Annotated in this window: 17 protein-coding genes and 1 pseudogene; 6 read left to right on the top strand and 12 right to left on the bottom strand. The window is 42.4% G+C overall.

The annotated features are described in order from the left end of the window. Positions 1-52: 52 nt before the first annotated feature. The 7 genes from CA600_RS09180 to CA600_RS09150 all read right to left on the bottom strand — a co-directional run bounded on the left by CA600_RS09180 (position 53) and on the right by CA600_RS09150 (position 6156). Positions 53-1246 (bottom strand): anti-sigma factor, encoded by a 1194-nt coding sequence (locus CA600_RS09180; protein ID WP_094869911.1) that lies wholly within the window; start codon positions 1244-1246, stop codon positions 53-55. Beyond that, positions 1239-1742: a sigma-70 family RNA polymerase sigma factor gene (locus CA600_RS09175; RefSeq protein ID WP_094869910.1), complete on the bottom strand. Its 504-nt coding sequence runs from the start codon at positions 1740-1742 to the stop codon at positions 1239-1241. The genes CA600_RS09180 and CA600_RS09175 overlap by 8 nt, the downstream gene beginning before the upstream one ends. Positions 1743-1902: 160 nt before the next feature. Next, the gene (locus CA600_RS09170) at positions 1903-2895 is read right to left on the bottom strand and encodes a siderophore ABC transporter substrate-binding protein (protein ID WP_280788796.1); all 993 of its coding nucleotides are present in this window, start codon (positions 2893-2895) and stop codon (positions 1903-1905) included. 123 nt (positions 2896-3018) lie between these two features. Next, a complete protein-coding gene (locus tag CA600_RS09165; protein ID WP_094869909.1) occupies positions 3019-3774 on the bottom strand; it encodes an iron ABC transporter ATP-binding protein in 756 nt (251 codons plus the stop codon). Continuing rightward, the gene (locus tag CA600_RS09160) at positions 3768-4712 is read right to left on the bottom strand and encodes an iron chelate uptake ABC transporter family permease subunit (protein ID WP_094869908.1); all 945 of its coding nucleotides are present in this window, start codon (positions 4710-4712) and stop codon (positions 3768-3770) included. Before CA600_RS09160 ends, CA600_RS09165 begins: the two co-directional genes overlap by 7 nt. Before the next feature lie 2 nt (positions 4713-4714). Continuing rightward, a complete protein-coding gene (locus CA600_RS09155) occupies positions 4715-5662 on the bottom strand; it encodes an ABC transporter permease (protein ID WP_094869907.1) in 948 nt (315 codons plus the stop codon). 233 nt (positions 5663-5895) lie between these two features. Further along, the gene (locus CA600_RS09150) at positions 5896-6156 is read right to left on the bottom strand and encodes a YqkE family protein (RefSeq protein WP_373455878.1); all 261 of its coding nucleotides are present in this window, start codon (positions 6154-6156) and stop codon (positions 5896-5898) included. Positions 6157-6247: 91 nt separating this feature from the next. Here CA600_RS09150 and CA600_RS09145 point away from each other — a divergent pair, with 91 nt between their 5' ends. Then, complete coding sequence (locus tag CA600_RS09145; RefSeq protein ID WP_076121703.1) at positions 6248-6592, top strand: winged helix-turn-helix transcriptional regulator; 345 nt, start codon at positions 6248-6250, stop codon at positions 6590-6592. Between the two features lie 18 nt (positions 6593-6610). Here CA600_RS09145 and CA600_RS09140 read toward each other — a convergent pair whose 3' ends face one another. Beyond that, positions 6611-7114 (bottom strand): GNAT family N-acetyltransferase, encoded by a 504-nt coding sequence (locus tag CA600_RS09140; RefSeq protein WP_094869906.1) that lies wholly within the window; start codon positions 7112-7114, stop codon positions 6611-6613. A gap of 21 nt (positions 7115-7135) precedes the next feature. Beyond that, entirely contained in the window at positions 7136-7981 is an 846-nt protein-coding gene (locus tag CA600_RS09135) for an SDR family oxidoreductase (protein WP_094869905.1), read from the bottom strand. A 292-nt stretch (positions 7982-8273) separates the two neighbouring features. Between CA600_RS09135 and CA600_RS09130 the strand changes: the two genes are divergently transcribed. Further along, the gene (locus CA600_RS09130; RefSeq protein WP_094869904.1) at positions 8274-9368 is read left to right on the top strand and encodes a M24 family metallopeptidase; all 1095 of its coding nucleotides are present in this window, start codon (positions 8274-8276) and stop codon (positions 9366-9368) included. Between the two features lie 966 nt (positions 9369-10334). Here the strand turns inward: CA600_RS09130 and CA600_RS09120 are convergent. Beyond that, positions 10335-10949 (bottom strand): TetR/AcrR family transcriptional regulator, encoded by a 615-nt coding sequence (locus tag CA600_RS09120; protein ID WP_094869902.1) that lies wholly within the window; start codon positions 10947-10949, stop codon positions 10335-10337. A gap of 27 nt (positions 10950-10976) precedes the next feature. Between CA600_RS09120 and CA600_RS09115 the strand changes: the two genes are divergently transcribed. The 3 genes from CA600_RS09115 to CA600_RS09105 all read left to right on the top strand — a co-directional run bounded on the left by CA600_RS09115 (position 10977) and on the right by CA600_RS09105 (position 13653). Further along, on the top strand, positions 10977-11231 hold the full coding sequence (locus CA600_RS09115; protein WP_094869901.1) for a hypothetical protein: 255 nt from the start codon (positions 10977-10979) through the stop codon (positions 11229-11231). 82 nt (positions 11232-11313) lie between these two features. After that, on the top strand, positions 11314-12795 hold the full coding sequence (locus CA600_RS09110) for an MDR family MFS transporter (RefSeq protein ID WP_094869900.1): 1482 nt from the start codon (positions 11314-11316) through the stop codon (positions 12793-12795). An 87-nt stretch (positions 12796-12882) separates the two neighbouring features. After that, positions 12883-13653, top strand: a complete 771-nt coding sequence (locus tag CA600_RS09105; protein ID WP_094869899.1) for an SDR family oxidoreductase — start codon at positions 12883-12885, stop codon at positions 13651-13653. 488 nt (positions 13654-14141) lie between these two features. On the opposite strand, the pseudogene CA600_RS09100 reads toward CA600_RS09105, so the two are convergent. Then, positions 14142-14533: pseudogene (locus tag CA600_RS09100) on the bottom strand (NADPH-dependent F420 reductase); the annotation flags it as partial. A 12-nt stretch (positions 14534-14545) separates the two neighbouring features. Next, positions 14546-15490 (bottom strand): alpha/beta fold hydrolase, encoded by a 945-nt coding sequence (locus CA600_RS09095; protein WP_094869898.1) that lies wholly within the window; start codon positions 15488-15490, stop codon positions 14546-14548. 98 nt (positions 15491-15588) lie between these two features. Between CA600_RS09095 and CA600_RS09090 the strand changes: the two genes are divergently transcribed. After that, positions 15589-16500, top strand: coding sequence for a helix-turn-helix transcriptional regulator (locus CA600_RS09090; RefSeq protein WP_094869897.1), 912 nt, complete (start codon positions 15589-15591; stop codon positions 16498-16500). The last annotated feature ends 120 nt before the right edge of the window (positions 16501-16620 follow it).

Below are 16620 nucleotides of genomic sequence, written 5' to 3'. Positions count from 1 at the left end.
TGTACGATTTGCTTCAGCGAGAAGCAAGTTCTGTGACTTCTTTACTCCGCCGCTAGTTCTCTCTATCCTGCCAATTCCATAACCTTACTTCCCCGACATGCATGTTGCTAACCCATCTCTCTTCTTTCAGTTTAAGCAGTTCTTTCACCGGACCGGTTACAACCGCTCCATAGAGCTTAACTCCATTCTTCTCTATATATCTAATGGAGTCATCCAGATCAATGAATGGAATCACCCTTTTGGAGATGGATTTATACTCCTGCACCAAGTGCAGCGTCTTAAGGAAGTTCGCATTACGCAGTTCACCCTCCCCATATGACTCAACAGATGGAGAAATACTCGAACGGCTGGTCACCCCTCCGAACCATCCTCGCTTCTCCCTCGATTCCTGTGTCACTTTCATATCATCCGCATGCCAAATTGGCATATATGGAAAACCTAATGGATCATTAACTACTGGCTGTCGTGTTCGTGGACCTGTATCTGCCGCAAACCACAAAGGCTGAAGATTCTTTGGCTCTAACTTCTTCAACAGCTCATCTGTCGTAAATAATTGGTCAAAAGACAAGTATGCTTCCGCTACCGTCCCCTCAGGGAGCTTCTCTAATCTCTCCCACTCACTGCCATCATCCATACTATTTGCCGCATTATTCTTCCCCTGAGGATATACAAAGTAATAACCAATACTTCTACTCTCATTCGTCCAGGAATAGTTGTAGAGCCTAGCCCAGCCAAATAGAAGCTTCATTGAATAATCTCCGACAGTGATTTGTTCATCTCCCACTTGTTTCTCTATCTTACTTGTCAGATTCATACTGAAAAATGGACCGGTACCACTGCTCAAATGTACAATCGTATTCGGCTGTGAGACAGCAATAGCGGAAGAAACAACATCACGGTATTTCTCTACTCTCTCCCCAGTACCATAAAATATCGCACTGATAATACTGCAAATAATCAAGAATATTAAGAACGCAGAAATTACCGTTAAAGTATTCGATATACGGGCTCTCCATTTACCGCGGCGGATGATCTTTTTTTCTTTGCCGGGTTTGTTTCTCTTACCTTTTCCGAATTCTATATTCTTCTTCTCGCCTGAAGATGGCTTTTCTTCACCCATGAGTTCATCCAGATAAACCTGATAAGCTTCCATCTTCTCCAGTTCGCGCTCCACTTCATCCCTATCCTCGTCAGTAAGAGTACCTTCGCCGTACCTTCTTAACTTCTCCTTGAACGCCTCACTCATGTTCATTCCGCCTCCGCTCTGCTTCACGCAGCTTCTGTCTAGCTCGAAAGATTAAGATCTTATATTGGGACAGACCCACATTCATAATGTCCGATGCCTCCAGATAACTAAGACCATGAAAATCATGTAGTAGCAGTGCATGCCTCTGATTGTCCGGTAGCTCACCTATCGCAATTCTCATCTCTTCCCAACGTTCCTGCCGAAGCAGCGTGCTTTCCGTGGTATCTGGATGGGCAAGCTGTTTAAAAAACTCCTCGCTCTGAACGGTGCTGCGCCCTTCCTTCCGCTTGTAATCTATAAAGGCGTTGTACGCGACACGGAACAACCATGGCTTAATCTTCTCGTCTTTACAATCCTCCAAATATAAATAAGCACGGTAAAAGGTCTCCTGCATTAAATCTTCGGCCGCGTGATGATCACCACAAAGGGAGCGCAAATAGCGGTAAATATCCATCACATACATCTGATATATTTCATCCAGTGAATTTCGCTTCATGCACTCCCCCCTTAACCTAACCACGTATACTCGCATAAAAAGTTACAGCTAAATTTAGCAACTAGTATGAATATACCAGTAATTCTATGGAAAAAAGCAAAAAAAAGCCTGCTGACAAGGAGTATTACTCCTGCCAACAGGCTTTCCCAAGTCACTCTGCTTACAGAACAACTTCAACTTCTTTGAGCATTTCGCTAACAGAGATTAAACCGCCACCGGACAAGTACCAGTAGTTAGGATCAAGATAAATGATTTTACCGTTTTTAAAAGCATTTGTGTTCTTCACGAGATCGTTCTCAACTGCATCCTTCGCTGAACCGGATTTGCTGCCGTCACTCTTCACAGCCGCATCTCTATCTACTACGAACAGATAATCCGGATTCTTGTCGGCTACATATTCATAAGATACGCTTTGACCATGAGTGGATACTTCGATTTTATCATCCGCTTGTGCAAATCCGAATACATCATGGATAATACCGAAACGGGAACCAGAACCATACGCACTGATTTTTCCTTCATTGGCGAGAATAATAAGAGATTTTTTACCATCTGCTTTAGCTTTCTCATTCAGAGCTTTAACGGAGTCATTAATAGCAGTAAGTTCAGTCTCTACTTCAGCTTCCTTGCCAAAAATTTGGCCCAGCGTCTTCACATTTTTCGTGAAAGATTCCATGTAATTCGCATTATCTACAGCAACGTACAATGTAGGTGCAATTTTGCTGAATTCATCATAAGAATCTTGCTGTCTGCCGGAAATGATGATCAGATCAGGAGAAAGACTATTTATTTTTTCGAAGTCAGGCTCTTTCAAACCACCGACATTCTCATATTTGGCATCACTATATTTAGAGAGATAAGAGGGTACATTACTTTGAGGCACTCCAGTCACCTCTACGCCCAGTTTATCCAAAGTATCGAGTGTACCGAAGTCAAATACAACCACTTTCTGCGGGTTACTCTTAATCGTAATTTCTCCAAGTTCATGCTTAATAGTAAGCTCTTTGGATTCTGTATTCGGTGCAGTAGTAGCCTCTGTATTGCCTGCCGCTGCTGTATTATTATCTGAAGTTGCTGCATTATTGGAGCCACAGGCCGCCAAGATTACGGCAAGAAACACTGTCATGATTAGTAAAGATACGTTCTTCTTCAAAACATTCACCCCTATAATTTATAGTCAAGCTATTTGAATTATTCGCGTATACGTCAAGGAAGCTGGCGCCTTTCACTTCATGCGTTACGTCATAATAATTTCCGAATGGAAGCGGCATCTTGTTTAAAAATAGACACCAATTTTACGACCACCTATTGTTTCTATAGGGATATCCATGTCATATACATCCCTAAGCACTGCTGTATCAATAATTTCATCCACCGTACCCGATGAAGCTACCCGCCCATTCTTGAGCGCTACAATGTAGTCAGAGTAACAAGAAGCGAAATTAATATCATGAATGACGAGCACAATCGTCTTGCCCTTTTCTTCTACCAATCGGCGTAACACCTTCATAATTTGTACAGAATGTTTCATATCCAGATTGTTGAGTGGTTCATCGAGCAAAATATACTCCGTATCCTGGGCCATAACCATTGCAATATATGCTCTCTGGCGTTGTCCACCGCTTAGCTGATCAATATATTTATCCTGCATCTCTTGAAGGTCCATATAAGCAATCGCTTCGTCAACGAACGCCCGATCCTCAGGTGTGAGCTTTCCCTGTGAATATGGGAACCTTCCGAAAGAAACAAGTTCCTTCACAGTAAGACGAACGCTGATATGATTGGACTGCTTTAGCACCGATATTTTACGAGCAAGCTCATTACTCTTACAGCTGCCAATTTCCTTCCCTTCGATCAGTACTTCACCCGCGTCTTTAGAGATAAGTCTACTGATCATGGAGAGCAACGTGCTTTTACCAGCGCCGTTAGGGCCGATAAACGAGGTGATTGCACCCTTTTTAATGGATAAAGACACATCGTCAACAACGGTAACTCCGCCATAACGCTTGGTTACATGCTTAACTTCTACCACGACTTATTCTCCTTTAACAGCAGATAGACAAAGTAGACGCCACCTGCAAAATTAATGATTACACTAACCGTAGTAGTGAATCCAAACACACGTTCAACTAGAAACTGTCCCCCGACAAGCGCAATAATACTTAGCAAAATCGTGCCGGGAATCAGATAGGAATGCTTATACGTACGGAACAACTGATGCCCCACATTGGCCACTAGTAAACCCAAGAAAGTGATCGGGCCTACTAAAGCCGTTGATATCGAAACGTAGATGGATACAATAACTAACAGCCTTTTGACTACATAGTCATAATTGATCCCTAAGTTAATGGCTTCATCTTTTCCTAAAGAAATAACATCTAAATACTTCACAAATCTCATGAAATACAGCGTAGTTAACGCTAGTACAACTGTAGACAATATCAGTAGATCACTGCTGACGTTGTTGAAGCTGGCGAACATTTTCCCTTGTAGAATCAGGAATTCATTCGGATCAATGAGCACTTCCATAAAAGAAGATGCACTCTGGAACATCGTTCCCATGATAAGTCCTACGAGCAGCAGGAAGTATATGTTTTGACCTTCTCTGCGGAACATTAGCTTATACAGCACACCTGAGAACAGAACCATGATGCAAGCTGAGAACAAGAAATTCACATTTTTATTCATAAACGTCATATTTGATGAGCCTAAGGCGTATACACCGAACGTCTGGATCAACATGTACAAAGAATCTAGCCCCAAAATACTAGGTGTCAAAATCCGGTTGTTCGTAATGCTCTGAAAAACTATGGTAGAGACAGCTATCACCGCTCCGGTAATTAAAATGGCCGCCAGCTTTCTTCCCCGACTGGGCAGAACATAATCCCAATTTCCCATAACATGATAGGTCATAAACAAGACGATGAGAGCAACAGCGCTTAAGGATAATATAGTTAGTTTCGTCTTCATCACTAATTCGCCTTTCTTCTCATCAGCAAGTAGATAAACAGACCACTTCCGATGACGCCTACCGTGAGACTGATGGATATTTCGTATGGATATATAATGAGCCTGCCCAGAATATCACAGAACAGGAGGAACACCGCACCGAGAATGGCTGTATGCGCCAGATTTTTTTTCAAGTTATCGCCTATGTATAGCGTTACTATGTTAGGTACAACAAGACCCAGGAATGGAATCGTACCTACGGTTAAAATAACAACAGAAGAGATTAACGCTACAATCACCAATCCTACGTTTACAACCGCTTTGTAGTTCATACCGAGATTGACAGAGAAATCCTCCCCCATACCGGCTACGGTGAACTTATTGGCGAAAACATACGCGAGAATGACAAGGGGAATACTGAGATAGATTAATTCGTACTGTCCCTTAATAATCGTTGAGAAATCGCCAAGCATCCAAGATGAGATATTCTGAACCAAATCATTTTTGTAAGCAAAAAATGTAGTAATCGAACCTACAATGTTCCCGAACATGAGTCCGACCAGCGGGATAAAAATACTATCCTTGAACTTGATCCGATCTAAGATTCTCATAAATATAAATGTTCCCAGTAGGGCAAAAACAAAAGCAACGAGCAGCTTCTGCATCGGTGTCGCCCCTGTGAACAGCATCAGGGACACGAGAATACCGAATTTCGCAGAATCCATCGTGCCCGCTGTAGTTGGAGAAACGAATTTATTTCGTGATAATTGCTGCATAATTAATCCGGCAATACTCATGCTTACACCAGCTATAATCAGTGCAGCTAAGCGTGGAATCCGGCTGACTAGCAGAGTCTGCATCTGAGATTCCGTAAGCGAAAAAAGATCCAAAGGTGAAATGTCTTTTACGCCTATAAACAAAGACATAAATGAAAAGACTATTAGAAGTAGGGACAAATATTTTAGTTTCATGAGTTGTTCCTTATCTGTTTAATAGTTAAATCGTTTGGGAAATAGATGATAGTATCGGCATTGATAATGATTTTCATTTGCACTATGTTCGATTATACCTAAGCCCACTTTGAGGGTCAACCCTTTCGTATAGTAAATTTTAAAACAATTGAATTTTATAAATAACATTAAAAAAAGAGACACCCACGTGGGCATCTCTTTATCTCATGATCTATTTTCGCTAGCTATAGTAATTATTTATACTTACTCCAATCCTGATTACTGTTCTCCAGCAGATGTGCAAAATCATTCTCAAGCCGCTTTTGTTCAGCTTTTCGCTGATCCTCGACCGCCCTACGAGCAGCTTCCTTTCGGTCATTCTCTTCCGCTTTCAGCGCATCAGACTGTGCCTTCAGCTTTCCTAGAACATCACTGCTCAGCAGGTCTTTTAGCGTAGCTGGTCCATCGGTCGCAGCAGGACGCGGAGTGGTTGGCATTTTCTTTTTTTTAGCCACGGTCAATCATCCCTTCTAGTAATGAATTAATTTGGAATTCGTTTAAATTATTGGTCTTTTCGTTTATAATGTTCACTAAGAGGTGAGCCATATGAAGTCCACTGATTTATGTCCCCAACTACAAAAAAGTATGGATATTATCGGCAGGCGTTGGACAGGTTTGATCATCTACCAGCTCCTCCAAGGACCACAACGTTTCAATGTGATTGAAGCAGCTTTGCCCATCAGCGGAAGGTTACTCTCCGAACGGCTTAAAGAGCTGGAACTGGAAGGAATCGTTCTTCGAGAAGTATTCCCTGAGACACCTGTGCGAATCCAATATTCCTTAACGGATAAAGGACTTGCCCTAGAAACAGTCATCCGAGATTTGCAGCGTTGGTCAAAAATATGGATTGATTGTGACACAAATAACGTAAGCTCAACACTTGAAATGTAAGCGTTTCAATTATGGCTATTAGATTTTAAGTCCTACGATCACCAAATCACGTTCTATACCATCCAGTTCAGCCACACCAGGCAGCAATCCCCACTCTTCAAAACCAAATTTCTTCAGTAAGCCGAGGCTTGGATCATTATGTCCAAACACAAAGCCAACTAAGTTCTTAATACCAAGACTAGGGGCTTTCTCAATAGCCTCTGTAAGAAGAATTCTACCGGCTCCACCACCACGGAACTTTTCACTTACGTATACACTAATTTCTGCTGTTGCATTATACGCTGGACGACCGTAGAAGGATTGAAAGCTGAACCATGCCGCAATTTCATCCCCCTGCTTAAGTACCCACAAAGGGCGATGATGGCTGTTATGTTCAAGGAACCATTTTTCTCTGTCTGCAACAGTAATTGGTTCCAGATCCGCAGTGACCATCCGTCCAGCAATCGTTGAGTTGTAAATCTCCACAATAGCTGCTAAGTCTGCAGGTGTTGCATCTTCAATCCTGCTATTCTCCCATTTCATCCCTTGTTTCCTCCAAATGTGTTAATTACTTAGGCCGACCTGCTCCTGGCTCCATAGCCACAGCCGTTCGGCCTCTTGTCTATTCTGCGCTCTGGGAGACAGCTGCTTAATCTTTCGTCGATAATAATATTGACCGGTTACCTCTTGCAAATCCGGTTCTGTAGCCAAATAGATCGCAGTATCGGCTCCTTGTTCAGGAGTTAAAAAGAAGTATGACAGCAGCTTAAGGATCGACTTGCCGAAGCCTGTCTCCCGGTTAACACCTATATTTGTGCCCACTGCTCCTGGATGCACGCAATTCACCGTTACTCTTGTCCCTTGCAGGCGTGCTGCCAACTCTTTCGTGAACAGTATATTGGCTAACTTGGATCGAGCATAAGCTTTTGCGGGATTGAAACGGCGTGCGAGGGTTGGATCTTCATAGTGAAGTGCACCTATTTTGTAAGCACCGGAAGCAACCACAACGATACGGCCTTGCTCTGCAGCTTTTAAAGGCTCCAGTAACAGATTCGTTAGCAAAAAATGACCCAAATGATTCACACCAAGATCCATCTCAAAGCCGTCCTTCGTAAGCTGACGCTTAATCGTGACTACCCCAGCGTTATTGATGAGTATATCTAGAATCGGATATTTCCGGGTGAATTCCTCCGCAAAACTGCGAATGCTCTCCAGCGAGGCCAGATCACAGAACATCAGCTCGATATCCTCGGAGTGGCTCTTTTGCTTGGCGGCAGCCAGTGCTTCCTCTCCACGCTGGCGATTACGGCATACCATAATGACTTTGGCTCCCTTGCGAGCCAGTTCAACTGTCGTCGCTAGCCCCATACCGGAATTTGCTCCAGTTACAAGTGCAATTTTACCTCTCATCCCAAGAATCACTCCTCTCTCAACAACCGTACCCCAATAAGCTTCCGCCTAACCTTGCAAGAAGTATATTAAAGATTATGTTACACCAACTAGTAGGCTCAAGAAAAGCTTCTTGTCAGGTTTTAAAAGTATAGGTGATCCAATATGCATCATTGTTTACGGAATGCTTGCGAATAGGCATGTTATGATTAGCCAACGATAGATGTACTCCGTCTCGTGCGTCTAGTCTATTTTTGATCTATAATAGGAATATTGCAGTTCTAATCGTGAAGTTGAAAGGGGAACACCAACTATGAATAATGCTCTGACAAGCCTAGAGCAGCAAATGGCGGGCGAAGGCCTTGATGCACTGCTCGTAACAGATCCCAAGCATGTCTACTACTTAACCGGATTTGCCAGCGATCCGCATGAACGTTTTCTCGGTTTGCTCTTGATACGCGGAGAAGAGCCAATGCTCATTCTACCCGCACTAGATGCAGAAGCGGCTCAAGCAGCTTCTTCGGTCACCAAAATCATAACCCATAGTGACACTGATAATCCTTATAACCTGCTTAAAGATTGTTTCGGCAGCAGTAAGCTAGGTACTCTTGGTATAGAGAAGGAACATTTCTCAGTAGCCCGTTTTGAGCATCTAACCGCAGCCGTTCCAGCAGAACGTTTTAGTGATATAGGTCCATTGCTGCGCAGCATGCGCTCCAAAAAGACCCCCGATGAAGTTAAGCGCATGAAACATGCCGCTGAGCTAGTTGAGGAAGCTTTGCGCCGCGTGCTTACCCATGTAAAAACAGGCGTTACAGAAAACGATTTAGTAGCGGAACTGGAATATCTAATGAAAAAGGTTGGCGCTTCCGGCCCTTCCTTCGATACTATGGTGCTTTCTGGTCCTAAAACTGCCCTGCCTCACGGTGTTCCAGGCAACCGGGTCATTCAGCCAGGCGACTTCCTGATGTTTGATATTGGGGTGTATGCTGATGGTTATGCTTCTGATATTACACGTACCTTTGCTATTGAATCCGTGGACGACAAGCTAATCACGATCTATAACACCGTGCTGGCTGCCAACGAAGCTGGAATCGCCGCTTCCAATCCTGGAGCTCCCTTCGGTTCTGTCGACAAAGCTGCGCGTGATGTGATTGAAGAAGCCGGATTCGGGGAGTATTTCTTGCATCGTGTCGGACACGGACTGGGAATGGATGTTCATGAATATCCGTCACTTCATGGTCAGAACGATGACATTATCGAGATCGGTAATGTGTTCACCGTTGAGCCAGGAATTTATGTGCCTGGACTAGCAGGTGTGCGTATCGAAGATGATTTAATTATTACTGCTGAAGGTGCAGAGACCTTAACAAGCTTCCCTAAGGAACTGACTATTCTTCATTTGTAGAAAAGAAAAATATTAAAATCAAAGAAAGCCCATCCCTAATAAGTTGAAAAAGAATCCCTTTCAACTTATTGTGATGGGCTTTCTCTTTTTCCCGCACCCTACTCGACTTGTTCAGACCTTTTCATGAATAAAGGTACACACTTTATAGAATCCGCTTTTCCCGTATACATGAATAGCCTTTAAATTATTGCTCTCTGGATCAATTAGTAATGCTGATACTTGATAGTCTAGAAAATTTTGAAATTCTTTTATAGTTAGATACGATAATCCTTTTCCTAAATATTTCTTATTACCAATTCCCTTTTATTATTCAAAATGTTGTTAGTAAAGTTATTCCATGTATACTCATCTGTCTCCCAAAACTCTTGAATATGCGGGCTATTAAAACATTCATTAACTAATTCTAAGTGTTGCTTATCAGCTTTAATAAAAGTGATTTCGTTCCTATTTGTAATGGTCATATCATGTCTCCTAAAACTTTCTCTATATTCATACTGGGGGTTTAATTGTTAGGAGAAATAAAATTTCTAGACTGAAAAATAAAGTGTTAGATTGACGATGCTTCATTAAGATAACGGGCAGGAATAGTCAAAAAGAGTAAAATCAGTGACAAGAAAGTTGGAACAATCACAATGTAAATAATAGTATTCCTTTCTGAGTGCCAGATAATAAAAAGTTTGAAATCAAAATAAAGTCGAAAATAAGCCGTCCTAAGGCCATAGGGCGGCTTATTTTCGACTTTAATGTGAGTTAATAGGGGAATATATAGTTTTGTGGTTTTTATTCTATAGACATGTACACTTTTTAATAAAATGAAGAGCAAGAATTTTACAAAGTCAAATAATAAAAGAACGTCCATATTTCGGGGGAAAGTAACTTGTTGCTGTTTTAATATGATAGTTTGCAACTTTTTTGAAAAATACGATGAGTGAGGCAGAGAAAAATACATAACTAAGTATTCGTGATCTAACTATTCAATCCGGCAGCAGTGAAAGGACCTTTCACAGTGATCGTAGCTAGAATATGGGCTAATTCCGCTGGAGATTCCTTTCCTTCGCCATTAAGCCATTGCTCGATAACTCCAATATGTGCTGAGACTAAATAGGCAATTAAATACTCACTCGGGACAAGCAAATTCTCTTGCTTAACCAGAGGGAATTCTTTTCTTACAAACAATGTTTTCCATAAGAACTCTTTCATCCTCGTTTGGAAAGACATATCGCCTTTGGGACCGGACACTGCTCTCATGAACATCCGGTTTTGATCCAAATACTCAAACAATGTGACCATGACATTAAAGGGTAGCGTTGGGGGAATATTTGAATGATTGTTATCCGCTTCAGTAATGTTCTGTTTAAAGATCTCTTTCATCTTGTCCATATACTCTTCTTGGCATTGGGTCATTAAATCAAATTTATCCTGATAATGTGAATAAAAAGTTCCACGATTAATTCTTGCCCTCGTCGTAATGTCTCTCACTGTAATGGCATCAAATCCTTTTTCATCGATTAAATCAATCAATGCTTCCCGAATTAACGCTTTCGTTCTAATAACTCTTAAGTCTTTACTCGCTTCTCGCATTATTGGCCCACTCCTTTAGGGATTAAAATGTACACAATTGTAGAAAGTGCTGGATATCCATCACTATGGGCGAATCTGATTATTGTTGTACTTTTGTTTAATCATTATAATAAATTATATGAATATAAACAACACGGTGTCGATTTACAGAGAGGTGGAGAGGGCTATTCAATAATGTCCATCATTGAAATCATGTATTTGTTAAAGACTAAGGTTGCGTGGGATTTCCGACATGTCGCATCCCCGGGCATTAATCTCGAATTAGAATTGAAGAACGGTTAAGCAAAGCGTAGGGGATTCGAACCTCAAGCCATACGTTTAATTTAACGAATTAAATTCCTAAATGAATGAAGGAGTTGTAACTATGGGGAAAGATGAAAAATTAAACTTAGCTTCGGCTGAGACGTTCTCCTTGCGGGCAATTATCCCGCAATTATTGGCCATTATCGTGGGTATGATTATGGTTATTCTCGATAGTACGGCCATGAATGTTGCCATACCAAGCCTTGTGAAGGATCTGAATTCAGATTTGGATACGATAAAGTGGACGATCACGGGTTATACGCTTGCTATGTCTGCCGTTATTCCCCTTGCCGGATGGTTGTCGGATCGCATTGGGGCAAAACGAGTATTTTTAATTAGCATCACTTTGTTCACGATCGGGTCAGCATTATGCGCAATAGCGCAATCACCGTCCGAACTGATTGTGTTCCGCATGCTCCAAGGTCTTGGAGGAGGTATGGTGGCCCCTGTAGGGATGGCTATGGTCTTTAGTCTGGCACCTCCGGAGAAACGTGGGGCAGTCATGGGGTTTCTGGGGATTCCCATTCTGTTGGGGCCAGCTCTTGGACCAATCTTATCGGGATACTTAGTGGAATACCAGAGCTGGCATTGGATTTTTCTCATTAACCTGCCGGTCGGTATTGCGGCCGTTATTATGATTCAGTTCCTCATACCGAAATCGAAGCGGAGTGAGAAGATCCCTCATCTTGATTGGAAGGGTATGATTCTGGCGCCGATTGCTTTTGCAATGCTCGCATATGGTATAAGCGAAAGTGGAACGAGCTGGACTTCAACCTCCACATTAACGGGGCTGATTGTCGGAGGCATAGCGCTAATCCTGTTTATTATTTCGTCATTATCACAAAAGCAGCCGCTATTAGAATTACGAGTCTTTCGTTCCTCGGATTTCACCCGTAGTATTTTGCTCTTATGGGTGGTTATGTTCGCTATGTTCGGAGTCATGGTCATGGTACCACTCTTTCTGCAAAATGTGAAAGGATATTCAGCCCTTGAGACCGGGGTCATGTTGCTTCCGCAGGCATTGATGGCAGGACTATGCATGCCAATTAGTGGTAAGCTATTCGATAAAATCGGAGCAAGACCACTCGCACTGATTGGCCTTAGCTCTATAACTGCAGCTATGTTCGTCCTTTCCGGTGTCACAGTGGATACAGGGAAACTAGTAATTCTGATTGCATTGGGACTCATGGGGTTGGGAATGGGATTCACAATGATGCCGCTCAATACTCATGTTATGAACTCAAGCCCTCGTCACTTGGTCAGCCGCGTAACCTCGCTCACGACCGCGGCGCAGCAAGTTGTCGTTTCCTTTGCTGTTACAGTATTGACTACGTACTTGACTTCGCAAGCCGCAGAGCATCTTAAGTCTGCTGGTAATGCCGCGAACCCGCTAGAGTCCATGGTACAAGGCTTCGGGGACACCTTTAACTTGGTCGCTTGGATCGCAGCAGCCGGAATTCTGTTTGCGTTGTTCCTCCGAAAACCTAAACAAGCTCCAGATGAAGGGGACGGCCAGAATACTCCCTCAGTAATGATACATTAATGATCTAAACAGTGAGCAAGTATAAATAAACAACCAGGCAACTGGACAAGAAAAACGAGTTCCTAATCAAAAAGGAGTGGAAGGTACATGAATCTTTCGGGAAATACTATACTTATTACTGGTGGAGGTTCCGGAATCGGGTTAGCCTTTGCGGAACGTTTTATCAATGAAGGAAATCAAGTCATCATTTGCGGACGGCGCGAGGATACTCTTAAACAAGCTAAAGAAACTTTGCCAAATGTTATTACACGAGTATGTGATTTGACGATTGAATCCGAACGTTCAGCCTTGTTTGACTGGGTAATCACTAATTATCCCGAAGTAAATGTATTAGTTAACAATGCAGGAATTCAGCAGCACTTCAATATTCTAAAAGCAGATGCAAAGGAAAACTGGTCTTTTTTCAACAAAGAAATTCAGTCTAATATTGAAGCGCCTATCCATCTTTCTGTGTTGTTTGCACCTTTTTTTGCTGAAAAGGAAAAGGCTGCAATTTTAAACGTAACTTCAGGATTGGGATTTACTCCAGCAATGTCTGCACCAATTTATTCAGCCACAAAAGCGGCACTTCATTCATTTACTATGAGCCTGAGAAATCAGCTTCTCGAATCATCAGTAGAAGTGATTGAAGTTGTTCCTCCGGCAGTGAATACAAATTTAGGGGGATCTGGCTTACACATATATGGCGAACCGTTAGATGCCTTCACAGACGGTATATTCAATGGACTGAGCGAAGGCAAGAAGGAAATTGGATACGGGACTTCTGCAAGAGCGATGCGCATGTCCAGAGATGAGATTGACGAAATGGGCGAAAAAATGTACGGCATAATGAAAGACATGCTCAATAAATTGGAATAATAATGACATCCGTAGAAATCCAGGCAATGGACTAATTACAATTTTTACCTCATCGTTAACTCGATGAGGTGTTTTGTTATTTTGGACTTGAGCAATGAGATAGGCCTATTGAAACATTAATCAAATAAATTGAGAAACTAGATTTAATAGCTTCTATAGGGGGTTGATTAAGCTAAAGGAAACGTTAGATGAATAACAACAGAGGCAGTCTAAGACTTTATTTATAAAGTCTTAGACTGTCAATGCTTCATTTTCATTTAATGGATCAGTCTAAAACTTATTTTTCAAAAACTGACGATTCTTTAATTCAAAAACGTTGTTAAATTAACGATTCTAGTCTAATACTTTATTTTCACAGAACATTAATTACCTTAGGACTATCCTGCCCGTTAACACAACAAGGCTGCCAATCGTACTGGCAGCCTTATCATGGTTGAACTATCGTGTCCCGTTAGTTCAACGTCAATTACCTTGATTAGGTTTCTAACTTATGAATCGAATACTTCCCTATTTGCTTTAACAACATTTTGAATGGAAAATCACCATCTGAAGCTACCAGCTTTTCCATCACCTTGTCACCTAGAAATGGTGCTTTTTCTTTATTCGCTTTAGTTAAGGCTATTTCTAGTTCCTCTTTTGTAGGTACGGTGCAGTACGCCGGAGTTCCTGGTTGTTGTCTCCACGAATCGCTTAAAGAACCGCTATCTACGGCATCGAAGCCTAGTTCGTTTGCTACACTCATGATGATTTGTTTATGGGATAGGTCATTGCCAGCGACCGCTATAGCAATGCGTCCATCCGTCCCTTCAGGAGTCCCATGATGCTCTAGCGTATAGGCTAAGAAATTGTTGAATGCTTTAATGATTGGTCTTCCTAAATGACGCTCTTGGGACTAGATGGAATTCTGCTGTTCCAGCCATCTCAAAATCGCTTTATTTGATTCCTCCGGCTTTTCTTCCTGGATCCAATGACCGCAATCCAGATTGACCACTTCCACATTGGGCACGAACTTTGTTAGGTTTTCAGACTTCGCAACCATATCCCGATCGCCGTAGATCATGAGGGTCGGCTGCTGGATGATTGGGTTCACCTCCGCCAACAAGTGCCAGTTGCGGTCAAGGTTCCTGTACCAATTTATGCTGCCCGAGAACCCTGATGTTTCAAAAGCGGAGACGTAAACGGCCAGCTCGCTTTCGCTCATTACGGGCTCACCGAGCGGTGTTTCCGCGTTGGCGAGATTGATCAACGCCATACCTGGCTCAGGTGCTCTGAGAGGCTCGTTCTTCCGGTACAGGTTACGAAGGAACCTGTACGTATTGTCTTCGAATACGGCGTCCGCGACGCCTGGCTGTCGATTGAAGTGGACGAAATAGAAATTGCCGCCAAGTATTTCTTCCATGAACTCGATCCAGGGTTTTTCTCCGCGCTCTTGGTAAGGCAAGCTCAGATTTATCACTTTATTGACGCGGTTTGGATGCAACAAGGTCAGTCCCCAAACGACGAATGCACCCCAGTCATGACCGACAAAGGTAGCGTCTTCGTATCCGTAGTGATCGAGAAGGGCGACGAGATCACCCGACAAGTGTTCAATGTCATAGTCTGTTACTTCGGTCGGACGGGATGAGTTGCCGTAACCCCGCTGGTTGGGGACGATGACATGGTAGCCCGCTGCAGCAAGTGCGTCCATCTGATGGCGCCAAGAAAAGGCATGCTCTGGCCAGCCGTGGCAGAGTACAATAGGTTTTCCTGCGTTTTCTCGGCCTGCTTCAAACACTTCGAGTTCCACACCGTTGACTGAAATAAGGGTGGGTTTAGGAAAATTGGTTAAATTAAACATTGAATTAATACCTCCTTCTTATGATACATGTAGTATAATGGATAAACGGTGACATCTTATTGTCACCGTTCTGAAATCATGTAAAAAAGAGGGCAATTATGGACAAAGTGGAGAGACTCATTTCAATTATCATGATATTGCTGAAAAAAGAGGTTGTTGCGGCAACGGAATTCTCACAACTATTCAATGTCTCCAAAAGAACGATCCTTCGCGATATGGAAACATTGGGCTTATGTAACATCCCCATCTACTCTGTCATTGGGGTCAAAGGCGGCTTCGGCATAATGGATGAATACAAGGTGGATAAACGCTTATTAAGCAGCTCCGATTTACAGAATATATTAACTGCGCTGGGTGGATTGGAACAAATTCTCCTTACCGAAGAAGTTGAAAGAACGATAAAAAAAATAGAGGCAATGGTTAGTCCATTGTCTCTTAATCGTTCCATTCAACTATCGTTTTATGATTGGGAAGGTCGGTCCGAAATTCTTGAAACCGTAAAGACATGTCAAGAATCCATAACAAAGAAAAGGCTGGTTTCGTTTAATTATACAGATAAAGACGGGGCTGTAACGAATAGAATGGTTGAGCCCTATGAGCTGCATTTCAGCGAATCGAGTTGGTACTTGAAAGGATTCTGTTTACATCGACAGGGATCTCGAATATTCAAGTTATCCCGGATCGATCATATTTCTATGGATGAACGCACGTTTCATCCAAGAGACGATTGGTCTGAGCAAGGACACGAAGCAAGTTATCTACCGCAATTCGTCACCATTAAGGCATGGATATCGACTAGCATAAAAGATCAAATCATCGAAAGGTATGGTCGAAAAAGTATTGAAGACCATGGTCCTGGACTTTTATTAGCAACCATATATGTCCCTCAAAATTATATGGGATTTCAACTTTTAGCAAGCTTCGGCACTCATCTAAAAGTTGTAGAGCCCAAAACCTACGTTGATGACTTTCGAAATTATTTATCTCAAATGATGGAGAACTATTCCTGATCAAGGTCTCGTTCCGGCCTATATGACCTATTTCACATGAGTTGGGGCTTTACGCGCTTCTTCATAGATTTAGCATCAAAGCTTCGACCTCAACACGGAATCGAATTACCAAACGTGGTT

This window comes from Paenibacillus sp. VTT E-133280, assembly GCF_002264385.1.
In the GTDB taxonomy this organism is placed as follows: domain Bacteria; phylum Bacillota; class Bacilli; order Paenibacillales; family Paenibacillaceae; genus Paenibacillus_AQ; species Paenibacillus_AQ nitricinens.
Note: the sequence above shows the minus strand (reverse complement) of the source record. Positions and strands in the feature narration are given on the sequence as shown.

Excerpts from the sequence above, each read along its gene's own strand:
- CA600_RS09120 (WP_094869902.1), bottom strand. The coding sequence starts at position 10,949 with ATGCGAGAAGCGAGTAAAGACTTAAGAGTTATTAGAACGAAAGCGTTA.
- CA600_RS09145 (WP_076121703.1), top strand. The coding sequence starts at position 6,248 with ATGAAGTCCACTGATTTATGTCCCCAACTACAAAAAAGTATGGATATT.
- CA600_RS09095 (WP_094869898.1), bottom strand. The coding sequence starts at position 15,490 with ATGTTTAATTTAACCAATTTTCCTAAACCCACCCTTATTTCAGTCAAC.
- CA600_RS09160 (WP_094869908.1), bottom strand. The coding sequence starts at position 4,712 with ATGAAGACGAAACTAACTATATTATCCTTAAGCGCTGTTGCTCTCATC.
- CA600_RS09115 (WP_094869901.1), top strand. The coding sequence starts at position 10,977 with ATGTACACAATTGTAGAAAGTGCTGGATATCCATCACTATGGGCGAAT.
- CA600_RS09140 (WP_094869906.1), bottom strand. The coding sequence starts at position 7,114 with ATGAAATGGGAGAATAGCAGGATTGAAGATGCAACACCTGCAGACTTA.
- CA600_RS09105 (WP_094869899.1), top strand. The coding sequence starts at position 12,883 with ATGAATCTTTCGGGAAATACTATACTTATTACTGGTGGAGGTTCCGGA.
- CA600_RS09180 (WP_094869911.1), bottom strand. The coding sequence starts at position 1,246 with ATGAGTGAGGCGTTCAAGGAGAAGTTAAGAAGGTACGGCGAAGGTACT.
- CA600_RS09130 (WP_094869904.1), top strand. The coding sequence starts at position 8,274 with ATGAATAATGCTCTGACAAGCCTAGAGCAGCAAATGGCGGGCGAAGGC.
- CA600_RS09155 (WP_094869907.1), bottom strand. The coding sequence starts at position 5,662 with ATGAAACTAAAATATTTGTCCCTACTTCTAATAGTCTTTTCATTTATG.
- CA600_RS09175 (WP_094869910.1), bottom strand. The coding sequence starts at position 1,742 with ATGAAGCGAAATTCACTGGATGAAATATATCAGATGTATGTGATGGAT.
- CA600_RS09090 (WP_094869897.1), top strand. The coding sequence starts at position 15,589 with ATGGACAAAGTGGAGAGACTCATTTCAATTATCATGATATTGCTGAAA.
- CA600_RS09135 (WP_094869905.1), bottom strand. The coding sequence starts at position 7,981 with ATGAGAGGTAAAATTGCACTTGTAACTGGAGCAAATTCCGGTATGGGG.
- CA600_RS09110 (WP_094869900.1), top strand. The coding sequence starts at position 11,314 with ATGGGGAAAGATGAAAAATTAAACTTAGCTTCGGCTGAGACGTTCTCC.